The following is a 14,723-nucleotide window of genomic DNA, read 5'->3' as shown; positions in this document are numbered from 1 at the left end:
ACGACGGCGGACGGAGCGCCGGGGCCCGGAGCATGCCGGAAAACGAGCCCTGGAGGTGGCCGCCGGGCGCTTCACGCTGCTAGGCGAGACCCGTGACCTCGGTCAGCCCGTCGCCTGGGACCACCCGGATCTCGAGCAGGCCCTCCTCTGGAAGACGCACCTGCACGAGGCCGGCTGGGCGTTCGACCTCGCGGTAGCGTCGCGGCACGATCCCGGGGCGGACTACCGGACGGCGCTGCTTGCGCTGCTCGCCGACTGGCAGGCGGCCGAGCCCATCGGTCGCCCCGGCTACGCGCTCGTCACCTGGAACGAGCGCGTCGTCGCCACCCGTCTCATGCACCTTGCCGCTGCGGGCTCCGTGCTCGGCCTGCGCGCCGGTGGTCCCGACGCCGACTGGCTCGGCCGCGAGATCGTGCGCCACGCGCTCTTCCTGCGCGACAACCTGGCGCTCGACCTCCAGGCGAACCACCTGTTCCGGGACTGCGTCGCCCTCGCCTTCGCCCACGAGATCGCCGGCTGCGCGCCCGACGGCCTGGCGCTCGTCGAGCGCGAGGTGCGCGAGCAGATCCTGCCGGACGGGGCCCACTACGAGGGCTCGGCGATGTACCACGCGGTGTGCCTCGCCGACCTGATCGATCTCGCGCTCCTGCTCGGCGAGCGTGCGCCCGGCTGGCTCACGGACGCGGTCCGCCGCGCGGGCGGGTTCCTCGAGAGCGTGCTCCTCGGAGACGGCGACATCCCTCTCCTCGGCGACGCCTGGCGGGGCGAGGTGGAGCCGGGCGTGCTGCTCGAGCAGGCGCGCGCCGCGGCGGGGCCGCTCGTGGCGCCGCACGAGCCCGAACGCTCGAGCGGGCTCGTGCGGCTCGAGCGCGGGCCCGTGCGCCTGGTGGTGCGGGCTGGCCCGCACGGCCCGGACCACCAGCTCGGCCACGCCCACGCGGACCTGCTGTCCTTCGATCTCTCGCACGGGACCCGGCGGCTCGTGACCGACACGGGCACCGGGATGTACGCCGCGGGCCCGGCCCGCACGAGCCTGCGCTCGACGGCCGCTCACAACACCGTGCAGCTCGACGGCAAGGAGCTCCTCGAGGCGTGGTCGAGCTTCCGGACGGGCCGGCGCGGCCGGGCCCGCTGCCACGGGCGGGGCGAGGCGGCGGGAGTTGCGTGGCTCCACGCCTCCCACGACGGCTGGCGCTGGCTCCCGGGCGCGCCCGTGCACCATCGGCTGCTGGCGGTCGCTGAGGACGCGGTGCTGGTGCTCGACGCGCTCCTCGGCGGCGGCACGCACGCCGTCGCGAGCCGCCTCCACCTGCACCCGGAGGCACCACGGGACGCCCTCCGCATCCATCCGCTGGCCGGGCACCTCCGCTGGAGCCACGGCCCGGTCCACGAGCGCTTCGGCGAGACCCGGGAGGGCGCCATCGCGCTCGTCGAGGAGGAGGCCCCGCTCCCCTGGCTCGGCGGCTTCTGGCTGCGCTTCGGGCCGGGGGCGCCGGCGCGCTCGTCGCTCGCGTGGGACGGCGACGCAGCGGTTGCCGAGATCACCGACGGCGCCGCCCGCCTGAGCGTACGCTGGGCACCGGTCGCCGCCTCGGTCGAGATCGCCGTGCTAGGGTCCGGCGCATGAGGCGCTGGTTCGTGCTCTCCGCCATCGGCCAGGACCGCCCGGGGCTCGTCGCCGAGCTCGCGCAGCTCGTCTACGACTGCGACGCGAACCTCGAGGACTCGCGGATGACGATCCTCGGGACCGACTTCGCGGTGATCCTGCTGGCCTCGTCCGCCGCCGCGGGCTGTGCGGACCGGCTGGCCCAGGGCGCGAAGCGCCTCGAGCGCGACCACGGCCTCACGATCCTGCTCCGCGCGCTCGAGGGCGAGCCGCGCAGCCCCGTCCCGGCCCCGGGCTTCGTCGCCGCGCGCGTCACCGCCTCCGGCCAGGACCGCGCGGGCATCGTCGCCGCGATCGGCCGCGTGCTCGCCGAGCACGGCGTCAACATCGGCGAGCTCACGACCCGCAGCCGCCCCGGCTTCGGAGGGCAGCCCCACTACGAGATGGTCGCGACGGTGGAGATGCCGGAGCCGCTCGATCCGGCGGCGCTGCGCGAGGCGCTCGAGCGCGTGGCCGACCGCTTGGTGCTCGACGTCGAGCTCGCCCCGCTCTGATCTGATCCGCTCTAGCGCGCGCTACACCAGCGATCGATCGCCTTCGCGAGCGTGGCGGCCTGGTGCTCGAGGGTGCACTCCTCGCGAACGAAGCGCGCGCCCGTATCGTTCGCAGCCCGCAGGGTACGGATCTCGGCCAGTGCGCGGCGCGCCTCGTCGAGATCCCGCGCGAGGTGACAGCCCGGGAGCGGCTTGTTGTAGATCACGTAGCGCCCGCGAGCCAGCATCTCGATCGGCAGGTTCGGTGCACCATCCGTTTGCGGCATCCGGATCAGCACCGACGCCCTTCGCACCACGGCCTCGATGTCGTCCACGAAGCCGAGCAGCTCGACGTTCGGCGGAGGCTCGGCGTCCTCCGGATCGGTGACGCCGAGGACCCGGAAGCGGACTTCGGGCAGCTCACGCGCAAGGGCGAGCACGACGTCGCCGCCATAGAAGCTCCGCCGTCCGGGCAGCCAGTAGGTGAGCACCGAGAACTCCTTGGGCAGCGGCTCGCTCGCGGCATGCATCGCCCGGGTCACGTAACGCACGACCGTTCCTTCGATACCCACTTCCGCGAGACCACGCGCCATCTCGTCGGTGACGAAGAGGTGGAGCGCTGGCCCGCGCCGTGCCAGCCAACAGCGCAGGCGGCGCAATGGACTCCGGTCGGCCAGGAAGGTCCAGGCATCGGTGCCGATCCAGTGGCGGATCAGCGGCTTGCCGAAGAGCCGGGCTGCAAGGATATACTTGACGCCGCCCGTCCCACATTGGAAGACCGCGTCTGCCCGCCAGAAATCCCGCGAGAGCAACCATCGTGCAGCGCCAGGATAGGTGTCGATCGGCACCGTCCAGGCCTCCATGCCGGCAGCGCGACACAGGGCCGCAGCGGAATCCAGATGATTGAGGGTTCCGACGACGACGATTCGCGACGGTGCACCGCTTGCAGCTCTCGGCAAGATCTCCACGGCCTGGATCCCCAGTTGGGCGCGGATGCCATAGCATCCGGCGGCCCGACCGGCCCCTCAGCCGGAGCAGGAGAACGGGAGCCCCATGCGAGCGCTGGTGACCGGCTGTCTCGGCTTCGTCGGCAGGCATCTGACGAGCCGTCTCGTCGAGCGCGGGGCCAGCGTCTACGGACTGGACCGCCGGCCGGGCAGCGCGCCGCATTGCGTGCGCATGTTCCCGGCCGATCTCGGCGACCGCGAGGCACTGCTCACCGCGCTGCGGGAGGCAGCACCGGACTTCGTCTTCCACCTGGCCGGGCTGACGGCATCCGGAGGCCCACCCGAGGCGATCCTCGAGGCGAACGCCGTCGGCACGCTGCGGCTTCTCGAGGTGCTGGCCGCGCATCCGGGCTGTGCGCGGGTGGTCGTCGCCGGCAGCAGCGCTCAGTACGGCCGGCTGCCAGAGCACTGGGCGGTCGTCACCGAGGACGCGCCCTTCCATCCGGCCGGGGTCTACGGGTGGAGCAAGGTGGCGGCGGAGGCGCTCGCACTCTCCTTCAGCGGCCGCGCGGGACTGGAGGTCGTCGCTGGCCGCGCCTTCAATCACGTCGGCCCGGGTGAACCCGATGCTTTGGTATGCTCGGCCCTCGCTCGCGGTGTGGCAGCCGTCGAGGCCGGGTCCGAGAGCGCAGTCCGGGTGGGAGATCTCACGACCGTGCGCGACTTCTGCGACGTTCGCGACATCGCGAGCGGCTACCTCGCTCTCGCCGAGCGGGGCGTGCCGGGCCGCGCCTACAACCTGTGCTCGGGCCGCGGCACGCGGGTCTCCGAAGTCCTCGAGTCCCTGCTCCGGATGACCGACCAGGAGATCGAGGTCCGGAGCGATCCGACCGCAGGGGGCGGAATCCGGAGCCAGGTAGGCTCGGCGGAGCGCGCCCTCAGGGAGACCGGCTGGAAGCCCGAGATCCCGCTGGAGCAAAGCCTGGCGGACCTCCTGAACGAGTGGCGCGAGCGCTTCCGGCATGGAGGGAGCGCACGATGACATCCTGGTCGGGCCGCAAGGTCCTGGTGACCGGCGCGGGCGGGTTCATCGGCTCGCACCTGACCGAGGAGCTGGTCCGGCGGGGAGCCGAGGTCCGCGCCCTGGCCCGCTACAACTCGCGCTCGGACGCGGGACTCCTGGCGCTCGCCCCGCGTGAGGTACGCGAGGCCATCGATCTCCGCTTCGGAGACGTGACCGATCCCTGGAGCGTCGCCCAGGCGGTTCGCGGCGTGGACACCGTCTTCCATCTCGCCGCGTTGATCGCGATCCCCTACTCGTACGCCGCCCCGGCCTCGTACGTGGCGACCAACGTGTCGGGCACCCTGAACGTGCTCGAGGCCGTGCGAGCGCACGGCGTCGCTCGCCTCGTGCACACGTCCACGAGCGAGACCTACGGGACGGCGCTCTACACGCCGATCGACGAGAAGCACCCGATGCAGGGCCAGTCTCCCTACTCCGCCTCGAAGATCGGCGCCGACCACCTCGCCGAGTCCTACTTTCGCTCCTTCGACCTCCCGGTGGCGATCATCCGCCCGTTCAACACCTACGGGCCGCGCCAGTCGGCGCGGGCCGTGATCCCGACGATCGCCGCCCAGGTGCTAGCAGGACGCGAGGAGGTCGCCCTCGGCTCCCTCGATCCGGTGCGCGACCTCAACTACGTCGCCGACACCGTCGAAGGCTTCCTGGCGGTTGCGTCTTCCGACGCCTGCCTGGGCGTCGTGACCAACGTCGGCTCCGGTCGTGGCATCACGATCGGCGACCTGGCGCGGCGGATCCTGGAGCTCGCCGGGCGCCCCCGGGTCCGTCTCCGAAGCGACAGCCAGCGCCTGCGGCCCGAGAAGTCCGAGGTCTTCGAGCTCGTCTGCGACGCCCGGAAGGCCAGCGAGCGGTGCGGCTGGAAGCCGCGCTGGAGCCTCGATGACGGTCTCAAGGAGACGCTCGCCTTCGTGCGTGAGCATCTGCACCTGTACCGCCCCGAGGCCTACACGGTATGAGGGCAGTGATCCTGGCCGGCGGCCGCGGGACGCGGCTCGCACCGTATACGGTTGCCTTTCCGAAGCCGCTGATGCCACTCGGCGACATCCCGATCCTGGAGGTGGTCGTCCGCCAGCTCCGCCACTACGGATTCCACCGCATCACCCTGGCCGTGGGCCACCTGGCCGAGCTGTTGCGTGCGTTCTTCGGCGACGGCTCGCGCTTCGGCGTGGCGATCGACTACTCGCTCGAGGAGGGCCCGCTCGGAACGGCCGGCCCGCTGCGATTGATCCCGGATCTCGAAGACGACTTCCTGGTGATGAACGGTGATCTGCTCACCGACCTCGACTACGGAGCGCTGCTTGGCGAGCACCGGAAGCAGGGCAACGCCGCCACGATCGGCACCTACGCGCGCGAGGTGAGGATCGACCTCGGAGTGATCGAGACGGCCTCCGACGGGAGGATCGTCGAGTACCGTGAGAAGCCGATCCTGCCCTACACCGTCTCGATGGGCGTCTACGCGCTCTCCCGCCGGGTGCTGACGCTGCTTCCCGAGGGCGCCTTCGACGTCCCCGACCTGCTCCGCGAGCTGATGCGGAGGGGCGAGCGAGTGATGAGCTTTCCGTTCGCGGGCCACTGGCTCGACATCGGGCGGCAGGACGACTACGCCCGTGCCCAGGAGACCTTCGAGGCCCAGCGCAGCCGCTTCCTGCCGGACGAGGCAGGGGGACCGGCAAGGACGCGCTGAAGCGCCCCTACCCCTCCTCCAGCCCACACTCCCGGATCTTCTGCAGCAGCGTCTTGTACGACACCCCGAGCAGGCCGGCGGCCTTCTTGCGGTTCCACTGGGTGCGGGCGAGGACGCGGTCGATGGCTTCGCGCTCGGCCTCGAGCGCGACGCGGTGGCCGACCTCCTTGAGCGGCACCTGGCCGGCGCTGGCGGCGAGCTCGTCGATGAGGCCGGCGAGCCGGCTCGGGCCGCGCCGGACGGGGTCGCCCGAGAGGAGCTCGTCGAGGACCGGCTCCTCGCTCTCGAGGACGACCACGCGCTTCACCAGGTTCTCGAGCTCGCGGATGTTGCCCGGGAAGCCGTAGCGGTCGAAGGCGCGCATGAGGGCGGGGCTCGGGCGGCGCAGCGGGCGGCCGTAGCGGGAGGCGAAGCGGCGCAGGAAGAGCTCGACGAGCGGCGGGATCTCGTCGCGGCGCTCGCGCAGGGGCGGGATCTCGATGTCCACGACGTCGAGCCGGTGGTAGAGGTCCTCGCGGAACTGGCCGGCGGCGACCATCTGCTCGAGCGGGCGGTGCGTGGCGCAGACGACGCGCACGTCCACCCGGATCTCGCGGTTGCCGCCGAGGCGCGCGAAGGTGGCGTCCTGGAGCACCTGGAGGAGCTTCGCCTGGAGGGCGGGGCTCATCTCGCCGATCTCGTCCAGGAAGATGGTGCCCCGGTCGGCGACCTCGAACTTGCCGGGCTTGCGCGCCACGGCGCCCGTGAACGCGCCGCGCTCGTAGCCGAAGAGCTCGCTCTCGAGGAGGTCCTCGGGGAGCGCTGCGCAGTTGACCTTCACGAAGGCGTGCTTCGTGCGCGGCGAGCCCTCGTGGAGCGCGCGCGCTACCACCTCCTTGCCAACGCCGCTCTCGCCCTGGATCAGGACCGTCACGTTGACGGGCGCCACCTGGTCCACGAGCTGGCGCACGCGCTGCATGGCAAGGCCCTGCCAGACGGCGCCGCGCGTGCTCTCGTCGAGTGCCGTGAGCAGGCGCTCGCGCTCGCACTCGAGCGCGCGGCGCTCGAGGACGCTGCGCAGCGTGGCCTCGAGCTCCTCTTCCTCGAAGGGCTTGTTCAGGTAGTCGGCCGCGCCGAGCCGCATCGCCTCGACGATCGTGCTGGCCTTGCCGACCACCGAGAGCACCACCACCGGGACGCGCGGGTCGAGGGCGCGCAGCCGGCGCAGGGTCTCGATCCCGTCGAGACCGGGCATCATGACGTCCATCAGCACCACGTCGGGCGCGGCGCCCGCCTCGAGGAGCGCGAGCGCGCGGCGGCCGTCCTCGGCGGTGTCCACCTGGTAGCCCTGGAGCTCGAGGAGGTTCGCGAGGTAGGTCCGGATCCCTTCGGCGTCGTCGACGACGAGGACGCGCGGGCCCGGGCCGCGGGGGAGCGTGCGGGCGACGCTCATCGCGCGACGGCCTCCTCGGCGAGCGCGCGGGCGGCGCGCGGCTCGGGCGCCGGCAGCGTGAAGGCGAAGCGGCTCCCCCCGCCGGCCCGGGGCTCGACGCCGATCCGCCCGCCGTGCGCCTCGACGATGCGCCGGCAGATCGCGAGGCCGAGGCCGAGACCGCCCGCCTTGCGGCCGTCGCCGGCCTGCACGTAGGGCTCGAAGATGCGCTCGCGGTCGCGCGGCGCGACGCCCGGGCCCGCGTCGAGGACGGCGATCTCGACGAAGCGCCGCCCGTCCTGCTCGACCGCGCGCGAGGTCACCTCGATGGCGCTCCCGGCGGGCGCGAAGCCGAGCGCGTTGCCGATCAGGTTCACGAGCACCTGCTCGACCCGCGGCGGGTCGCAGCGCGCGCGCGGCGCGGCGGGGTCGAGCGCGAGGCTCACGCGCAGGCCGCGCTCGTCGAGGAGCGGCGCGAGGTGGCGCACGACCCCTTCGACGAGCGGCCCGAGCGGCGCCTCGGCCACCTCGAGCGGGCCCACCGAGAGGCCCGCACGCGCGGTCTCGAGGAGATTGGCGAGGAAGGTGTTGAGGCGCTGGCAGCTCTTCTGGCTCTCCTCGAGGAAGTGGCGCTGCTTCTCGGAGAGCGGCCCGAAGCGGCCCGAGAGGAGGAGGCGGTTGTAGCCCTGGATCACGGTGCAGGGCGTCCGCAGCTCGTGGCTCACCACGGTGAGCAGCTCCTCGCGCTCGGCGGCCTCCCCGCGCAGGCGCTCGCGCAGCGCGGCCAGCTCGCGGTTGGCCTCGTGGAGCGCACGCCCCGTGCGCAGCACCTCGCTCTCGAGGTCGGCCAGGCGCCGATCCTCCGGGCGCAGCTCGGCGCCCTCCCCCTCGTACACGGCGGTGTCTCTCCTCCGCTTCGCGAAGAGCGCGTCCCCGTGGTTCGCGCCCCTGGGGCGGGCTAACCCTCTCATCGCCGCACGCGGATTCCATCTTTACTCTGGAATCCCCCGGGGAGGCCGATGCCCTTGGACCGCAAGTCCGCGCAGCACCGGATCGACTTCCTCATCGAGGAGATCCGCCGGCACGACGTCCTCTACTACGTCGAAGACCGCCCGGAGATCTCCGACGCCGCCTACGACCGCCTGCTCCGCGAGCTGCGCGCGCTCGAGGAGGCGCATCCCGGGCTCGTCCGCCCGGACTCGCCCACGCGCCGGGTGGGTGTCTCGGTCCGGGGCTCGGGTTTCCCTCCCGTCGCCCACCGCGTCCCGATGCTCAGCATCGAGAACGCCATGGACGAGGCCGGCTTCCGGGCCTTCGACGAACGCGTCCGCCGCCTGCTCGGGAGCGAGGGCCCGGTGGCCTACGCCGGCGAGCCGAAGCTCGACGGGGCGGCGGTCGAGCTCGTCTACGAGGACGGGCGGCTCGCGGTGGGCGCCACCCGCGGCGACGGCCGGGTCGGCGAGGACGTGACGGCGAACCTGCGCCACGTGCGCAGCATCCCGGAGCGGCTCGCGGGCTCGCCCCCGGCCGGGCGCGTCTCGGTGCGCGGCGAGGTCGTGCTCCCGCGCGCGGCCTTCGCCCGCTTGAACCGCCAGCGCGAGGAGCGCGGGCAGGAGCCCTTCGTGAACCCGCGCAACGCGGCCGCGGGCTCGCTGCGCCAGAAGGACGACGTGGACGTCGCGCGGCTGCGCGCGCTCGAGTTCCGCGCCTACCTGCTCGCCGAGGGCCGCCCGCCCGCCGCCGACACGCAGATGAAGGTGCTGGCGCTGCTCCGCGCCTGGGGCTTCCGCGTGAGCGCGGAGTCGGAGGCCTGCCCCGACGCGGAGGCCGCCCTCGCCTACCACGCGCGCCTGCAGGCGGCGCGCGACACGCTCCCGGTCGAGATCGACGGCACCGTCCTCAAGGTGGACCGCCTCGCGCTCCAGGCCGAGCTCGGCGAGCTGCCGCGCTCGCCGCGCTGGGCGATCGCCTTCAAGTTCCCGCCCGAGCAGGAGACCACCGTCGTCGAGGCGATCGAGGTGCAGGTGGGGCGCACGGGGGCGCTCACGCCGGTCGCGAAGCTCCGCCCGGTCTTCGTGGGCGGCGTCACGGTCTCGAACGCGAGCCTCCACAACCCGGACGAGGTCGAGCGCAAGGACGTGCGCGTGGGCGACACCGTCGTGGTGCAGCGTGCGGGCGACGTGATCCCGCAGGTGGTCGCGGTGGTGGCGGCGAAGCGCCCGCGCGGCGCCCGCCCCTGGCGCCTGCCGGCGCACTGCCCGGTGTGCCGCGCGGGGGTGGTGCGCCTCGAGGGCGAGGCCGTGGCGCGCTGCCCGAACCTCGACTGCCCGGCGCAGCTCCGGAACAACGTCCGCCACCTCGCGAGCCGCGGCGCCCTCGACATCGACGGCCTCGGCGAGAAGCTCGTGGACCAGCTCGTCGCCGCGGGCCGGGTGCGCCGCGTCTCCGACGTCTACCGGCTCGACGCCGCCACCCTCGCGGGCCTCGAGCGGATGGGCGAGCGCTCGGCCGCGAATCTCGTCGCCGCCCTCGAGCGCTCGAAGCGCACGACCCTCGCCCGCTTCCTGATCGCGCTCGGGATCCGTCACGTCGGCGAGGGCGTGGCGGAGCTCCTGGCGGCGCACGTGGCGGGCGACCTCGGCGCCCTGGCGGCGGCCTCGCGCGAGGAGCTCGAGTCGATCGAGGGCGTGGGCCCGACGATCGCCGAGAGCGTGGTCCGCTTCTTCGCCGACCCGCGGAACCACGAGGAGGTGGAGCAGCTCGTCGCGCTCGGCGTCCACTGGCCGCGCGGGACGCGCCGCCCGCGCGGCGAGGGCCCCCTCGCCGGCAAGACCTTCGTGCTGACCGGCGGGCTCGCGTCCCTGACCCGCGAGGAGGCGCGCGCCCGCATCGAGGCCGCGGGCGGGAAGGTCACGAGCTCGGTCTCGAAGAAGACCGACTACGTCGTGGCCGGCGAGGACCCGGGCTCGAAGCTGCGCCGGGCGCAGGAGCTCGGGATCGCGGTGCTCGACGAGGCGGGGCTCCGGGCGCTCCTGGAAGGCGCCTGAGGGGATTGCGGCGCTCGGGGAAGCCGGTCTCGGGCGGCTACGCGTCGTCCCCGTGCCGGTGCACGAGCGCGTAGGCCTCGCGCCGCGTGCAGCCGAGCTCCTTTGCCAGCACGCCGGCGATCTCGCGCGCTCCGAGGCCCGCCCGGCGCATGGCGGCGATCCGCGGCCCGAGCCGAGGTGCTCCGTCCGGCTCGTTCGGGGAGGCACCGTGGGCCCCGCCGCTCGCGGAGCGCCCCTCGACCCCGCCCGGAGGCGCTCCGCCGACCACGATCGTGAGCTCGCCGCGCGTACCGCCTGCGAAGCGCTCGGCGAGCGCCGGGAGCGTGGCGCGGGCCCACTCCTCGTGGAGCTTCGTGAGCTCGCGGGCGACGCAGGCGGGGCGCGGGCCCAGGGCCTCGGCGAGGGCGCGCAGGGTGGCGGCGAGCCGGTGCGGGGACTCGAAGAGGACGAGCGTCTCGGGCCGCCCGCGGAAGGGGGCGAAGCGCGCGGCGCGCTCGGCCGCGCGGCGCGGGGCGAAGCCGAGGAAGGCGAAGGGCACGGGCGGGAGGCCCGAGCCGGCGAGCGCCGCCAGCACCGCGGAGGGCCCCGGCACCGGTACGACCGGGTGGCCCGCCGCGATCGCGGCCGCGACCAGCCGCTCGCCGGGATCGGAGACGAGGGGTGTTCCGGCGTCCGAGACGAGCGCCACGTCGCGGCCCGCGGCGAGCGCCGCCAGCACCTCGGCCGTGCGCGCCGCCTCGTTGTGCGCGTGGAGCGAGCGGGGCCGGGCCGCGATGCCGTGGCGGTCGAGCAGGATGCGCGTGCGCCGCGTGTCCTCGGCGAGGACGAGCGCGGCCTCGCGCAGCACCCGCAGCGCGCGCAGGGTCACGTCCTCGAGGTTCCCGATCGGGGTCGCCACGAGGTGGAGGGTGCCGCCCGGGGTCCCGGCCATCGCGCGCACAGGATGGGCTACCGTCGGGCCCTCCCCCACCGGTCCCGCCGAGGTCCGCTCCATGCGAGCTCCGGGGCCGCCTTCCAGGCGACGAGAGGCGGGGCGACCCGCGCCCGCGCCGCACCCCTCGGCCCGGCGCGCGCTCGGGATCGAGGGCGAGGCGCGCGCCGCCGCCTGGCTCGAGGCGCGCGGCTGGCGCGTGCTCGCGCGCAACCTGCGCGCCGGAGGCGTCGAGCTCGACCTCGTCGCCGGACGCGGGGCGCTGGTCGCCTTCGTCGAGGTGAAGACCCGCGCGAGCCGGGGCGCCGGCACGCCCGCCGAGGCGGTGGACCGGCGCAAACGTGCCCGCCTCGTGCGCGGGGCGGCCGCCTGGCTCGCCGCCCACGGCCGGCCGGGGCTGCACGCCCGCTTCGACGTGATCGCCTGCGAGCGGGGCCCGGACGGCGCCTGGCGCCTCGAGCACCTCGAGGGGGCCTTCGACGCCGGGGATTCCTGAGCGCCCCGGCCTGGCCCTATGCGCAGGCCGCGGCGGCCCTCGGGGTCATCGCCGCGCTGCCAGCGCCGCCGCGAGGTCGGGATGCTCGAAGGCGGACGCCATGCGGTCGATCGCGGCTTCAGGGAGCCCCTGCTCCCTGGCGACGGCGCGCCAGCGGGAGACGGCCTGGCCGACCTGGCCCGCGATCGCGCGAGCCTCCCCCGCGGCGAGCTCGAAGGAATCGATGACGCCGAAGGCGAGATCGAGGGAGGCGGCCGTGTCCTCGAGGTCGATCGCGGTCGCGAGGATCCGCGGCTTGATGTCGACCGGGACCGGATTGAGGTCGTAGGCGGGGGCCAGGCGCCAGCCCGTGAGGCCGGCATGGAGGAACCCGTGATTGCGCAGGTGATCGTCGGTATTCGAGATCAGGATCGTGAAGACGAGGCGGCGCCAGAGCTGGTGCATGTCCTCCTTCGGTGCAGCGCCGTACCTGCGCAAGGCGTCGACGAACTCGAGGTAGCTGCGGGTCTCGAGATCGACGGCATCGAGCATGCTCAGGGCCGAGAGGAAGGGAATCCGCCCGACCCCTGCCCGGTCGAAGCGGCGAAGCAGGAGAACGAACCTGTCGCCCACCCTCTCGACGCGCCATCCGGGCACCGGGATGCCGGCAGCCTCGGCCAACGCGAGAGCGACCGCCTCCCACCGGACGGTGTCATACGGATCGTTCTCGTTCGGGAACTTCGCGATCGCGAGATGGCCGTCACGATCGATCACGGAAGCCTTGGGCCGCGTGCCGCCGAGCGACGAGCCGGGCGCCATCAGCAGCCGCAGGTCCTCATCGCTGTCGGATTCCGCGGCCACGTGATCGGCAGCCGCGAGCAGTCGCGGAAGGTCGATCAGCGGCGGGATCGGGGTGGCATCCCGGGCGGCGAGGAAGGGCCCCTTCGCATCGGCGGCGAAGCGCAGCGCTCCCTGGCGCACCTGGTCGTCGACCCTCAGCAGATAGTCGATCTCGCGCAATGTGCGCGGCGCCTCGCCTGCGCGCTCGGCGCGGCGGCGCTCGGCGCGGCGCATCAGCGCGCGCCCCCAGCGGTCGGGAGCGGAGTCGCCGATCGCACCGAAGAGGGGCTTCTCCGGGCGGGCATGGAAGGGCCCGGGGCCGAGCGTGAGCGCCGGCTCCAGAGAGAAGCGCTCCGGGCGCTCGAGCCAGCTGCGGTCGTACTCGAAGCTCGCGCTCTCCCGGCGCTTGCGGGTTCGCGCCCACAGGCGTCCCGCAAAGCAGGGCGTGCCTTCGAGATCGACGTAGACGAGGACTCCGGTCTCCATGGCGCTCCCGCTCAGCCGGGCGGGAGCGGCTTGCGCGGCAAGCGGATGCGCTTGGGCAGGCGTTCTTCCTCGAGCTCGAGCCCGACGACGTCGGCGCGTGGATCCGCGAGCTCGGCGAGACGGTCGGCCAGGCCCAGCACGAAGAGCACCAGGGCGTAGTTGCCGAGCGCAACGCCCGGGTCGCCCTTCTCCACCTTGGCGAGCGTCACCCGGCTGATCGAGGCGCGTGCGGCCATCAGCGTGGTGGGGATCCGGCGCCGGAGCCGGGCGTCCTTGATGTCCCGTCCCAGCGTGCGAAGCACCCGGCGGACCGGAATCGGAAGACGGGAGGCGAGGCGTTCCTTGGCCATGACGAAAGCTCACTAGAACAGGCGATATCGGACTTACTGACTATTATATTGAGCATTCGATCGGTGGTCGAGACGGGCCGGCGCGCCCGGGGCTCGTGGCGCAGGGTCCTCGGGGCTCGCCGCGCGGATCCGCGCGCCGGCGCTACTCGCCGGGCTCGGCGGGGGGCGCCTCGGCCGCGGTCTCGGCGGCGGCGGCAGCCTCGGCGTCGGCGGCCTCGGCGGCGGTGCCCGCCTCGGTGACCTCGGGGGCCACCAGGGCCGAGAGGTCGCGGATCTTCGAGCGCAGGCGGGCCTTCTTGCCCTGCAGGTCGCGCAGGAAGTAGAGCCGCGCGCGGCGCACGTGGCCGCGGCTCTTGATCTCCACCTTCTCGACGACGGGGGCGTGGACCGGGAAGATGCGCTCGACGCCGACGCCGTAGGAGACCTTGCGCACGGTGAAGGTCTCGGAGATGCCGTTGCCGCGCCGGCGGATGCACACCCCTTCGAACATCTGGATGCGCTCCTTCTCGCCCTCCTTCACGCGCACGTGGACGCGCAGCGTGTCGCCGGGCCGGAACGGGGGGTGGTCCTTGCGAAGCGAGGGGCCTTCGACGCCGTCGAGTCGATTCATCGCTGATCCTCTCCGCGCCCGTTCCCGAGCAGCTCGGGCCGTCGCCTTCTCGTCGTCTCTCGCGCGCGCTCGGCGCGCCAGCGGGCGATCGCCGCGTGATCGCCCGATCGAAGCACGGCCGGGACCTCGAGGCCCCGGTATTCCTGCGGCCGCGTGTAGTGCGGCCCTTCGAGCAGCCGCCCCTCGCCGGAGGCCTGGAAGGACTCGCTCCCGGCCGAGTCGGGGTTCCCCATGACTCCGGGCAGCAGCCGCGTCACCGCCTCGACGACGACCAGCGCCGGGAGCTCGCCGCCCGCCAGCACGTAGTCGCCGATCGAGACCTCCTCGTCCACCGCGAGCTCGATCACCCGCTGGTCCACCCCCTCGTAGCGCCCGCACACCAGCACCAGGTGGAGCTCGTGCGCGAGCGCCTCGGCCCGGGCCTGGCCGAAGGGCCGGCCCTGGGGCGAGAGCAGGAGGACGCGGGCGCTTCTCGTGTCTCCTTTCGGTCCTGCCAGGGCCTCGATCGCCTCGACCAGGGGCTCCGGCTTCATCACCATCCCGGGCCCGCCGCCGTAGGGTGCATCGTCCACCGTGCGGTGTCGGTCCCCGGTCCAATCGCGCAGGTCGTGGACCCGCAGGTCCACGAGCCCTCGTTCGCAGGCGGCGCCGAGCAGCGAGGTCGAGCGGAAGGGCTCGAAGAGACCCGGGAAGATCGTCACCACGTCGATGCGCACGGTCCC

Annotated in this window: 14 protein-coding genes and 1 pseudogene; 7 read left to right on the top strand and 8 right to left on the bottom strand. The window is 73.6% G+C overall.

Going from position 1 to position 14,723, the window contains the following annotated elements; genetic code table 11:
• Nucleotides 1-55 precede the first annotated feature (55 nt).
• Nucleotides 56-1,627 carry an alginate lyase family protein gene (locus OZ948_14540; GenBank protein ID MEB2345944.1) on the top strand — a complete coding sequence of 524 codons (1,572 nt, stop codon included), beginning with the start codon at nucleotides 56-58 and terminating at the stop codon, nucleotides 1,625-1,627.
• Nucleotides 1,624-2,160 (top strand): ACT domain-containing protein, encoded by a 537-nt coding sequence (locus OZ948_14535; GenBank protein MEB2345943.1) that lies wholly within the window; start codon nucleotides 1,624-1,626, stop codon nucleotides 2,158-2,160. The genes OZ948_14540 and OZ948_14535 overlap by 4 nt, the downstream gene beginning before the upstream one ends.
• Before the next feature lie 11 nt (nucleotides 2,161-2,171).
• On the opposite strand, the gene OZ948_14530 is transcribed toward OZ948_14535, so the two are convergent.
• Nucleotides 2,172-3,107, bottom strand: coding sequence for a hypothetical protein (locus OZ948_14530; protein ID MEB2345942.1), 936 nt, complete (start codon nucleotides 3,105-3,107; stop codon nucleotides 2,172-2,174).
• Nucleotides 3,108-3,192: 85 nt separating this feature from the next.
• Here OZ948_14530 and OZ948_14525 point away from each other — a divergent pair, with 85 nt between their 5' ends.
• The 3 genes from OZ948_14525 to OZ948_14515 are packed head-to-tail and all read left to right on the top strand — an operon-like array spanning nucleotide 3,193 to nucleotide 5,851.
• Nucleotides 3,193-4,128, top strand: coding sequence for a GDP-mannose 4,6-dehydratase (locus OZ948_14525; GenBank protein ID MEB2345941.1), 936 nt, complete (start codon nucleotides 3,193-3,195; stop codon nucleotides 4,126-4,128).
• Nucleotides 4,125-5,123, top strand: coding sequence for an SDR family NAD(P)-dependent oxidoreductase (locus tag OZ948_14520; GenBank protein MEB2345940.1), 999 nt, complete (start codon nucleotides 4,125-4,127; stop codon nucleotides 5,121-5,123). The genes OZ948_14525 and OZ948_14520 overlap by 4 nt, the downstream gene beginning before the upstream one ends.
• On the top strand, nucleotides 5,120-5,851 hold the full coding sequence (locus OZ948_14515; GenBank protein MEB2345939.1) for a sugar phosphate nucleotidyltransferase: 732 nt from the start codon (nucleotides 5,120-5,122) through the stop codon (nucleotides 5,849-5,851). The genes OZ948_14520 and OZ948_14515 overlap by 4 nt, the downstream gene beginning before the upstream one ends.
• A gap of 7 nt (nucleotides 5,852-5,858) precedes the next feature.
• On the opposite strand, the gene OZ948_14510 is transcribed toward OZ948_14515, so the two are convergent.
• A complete protein-coding gene (locus OZ948_14510) occupies nucleotides 5,859-7,283 on the bottom strand; it encodes a sigma-54 dependent transcriptional regulator (protein ID MEB2345938.1) in 1,425 nt (474 codons plus the stop codon).
• Nucleotides 7,280-8,158, bottom strand: a complete 879-nt coding sequence (locus OZ948_14505) for an ATP-binding protein (protein MEB2345937.1) — start codon at nucleotides 8,156-8,158, stop codon at nucleotides 7,280-7,282. The genes OZ948_14510 and OZ948_14505 overlap by 4 nt, the downstream gene beginning before the upstream one ends.
• 123 nt (nucleotides 8,159-8,281) lie before the next feature.
• On the opposite strand from OZ948_14505, the gene ligA reads away from it, so the two are divergent.
• The gene (ligA, locus tag OZ948_14500; GenBank protein ID MEB2345936.1) at nucleotides 8,282-10,309 is read left to right on the top strand and encodes an NAD-dependent DNA ligase LigA; all 2,028 of its coding nucleotides are present in this window, start codon (nucleotides 8,282-8,284) and stop codon (nucleotides 10,307-10,309) included.
• A gap of 37 nt (nucleotides 10,310-10,346) precedes the next feature.
• Here the strand turns inward: ligA and rsmI are convergent, their stop codons facing one another.
• Nucleotides 10,347-11,240 (bottom strand): 16S rRNA (cytidine(1402)-2'-O)-methyltransferase, encoded by an 894-nt coding sequence (gene rsmI / locus OZ948_14495; protein MEB2345935.1) that lies wholly within the window; start codon nucleotides 11,238-11,240, stop codon nucleotides 10,347-10,349.
• A 61-nt stretch (nucleotides 11,241-11,301) separates the two neighbouring features.
• Here rsmI and OZ948_14490 point away from each other — a divergent pair, with 61 nt between their 5' ends.
• Complete coding sequence (locus tag OZ948_14490; protein MEB2345934.1) at nucleotides 11,302-11,736, top strand: YraN family protein; 435 nt, start codon at nucleotides 11,302-11,304, stop codon at nucleotides 11,734-11,736.
• A gap of 45 nt (nucleotides 11,737-11,781) precedes the next feature.
• Here the strand turns inward: OZ948_14490 and OZ948_14485 are convergent, their stop codons facing one another.
• From OZ948_14485 to trmD, 4 genes and pseudogenes are all read right to left on the bottom strand, one after another.
• Nucleotides 11,782-13,041: a HipA domain-containing protein gene (locus OZ948_14485; protein ID MEB2345933.1), complete on the bottom strand. Its 1,260-nt coding sequence runs from the start codon at nucleotides 13,039-13,041 to the stop codon at nucleotides 11,782-11,784.
• A gap of 11 nt (nucleotides 13,042-13,052) precedes the next feature.
• Nucleotides 13,053-13,391, bottom strand: coding sequence for a hypothetical protein (locus OZ948_14480; GenBank protein MEB2345932.1), 339 nt, complete (start codon nucleotides 13,389-13,391; stop codon nucleotides 13,053-13,055).
• Nucleotides 13,392-13,659: 268 nt separating this feature from the next.
• Nucleotides 13,660-14,001, bottom strand: a pseudogene (rplS, locus tag OZ948_14475) (50S ribosomal protein L19).
• A complete protein-coding gene (gene trmD / locus OZ948_14470; protein MEB2345931.1) occupies nucleotides 13,998-14,717 on the bottom strand; it encodes a tRNA (guanosine(37)-N1)-methyltransferase TrmD in 720 nt (239 codons plus the stop codon). The pseudogene rplS and the gene trmD overlap by 4 nt, the downstream one beginning before the upstream one ends.
• Nucleotides 14,718-14,723: the final 6 nt, after the last annotated feature.

It is taken from the genome of Deltaproteobacteria bacterium, from assembly GCA_035063765.1.
Classification (GTDB): domain Bacteria; phylum Myxococcota_A; class UBA9160; order UBA9160; family PR03; genus CAADGG01.
This window is presented reverse-complemented; position numbering and strand designations above follow the sequence as displayed.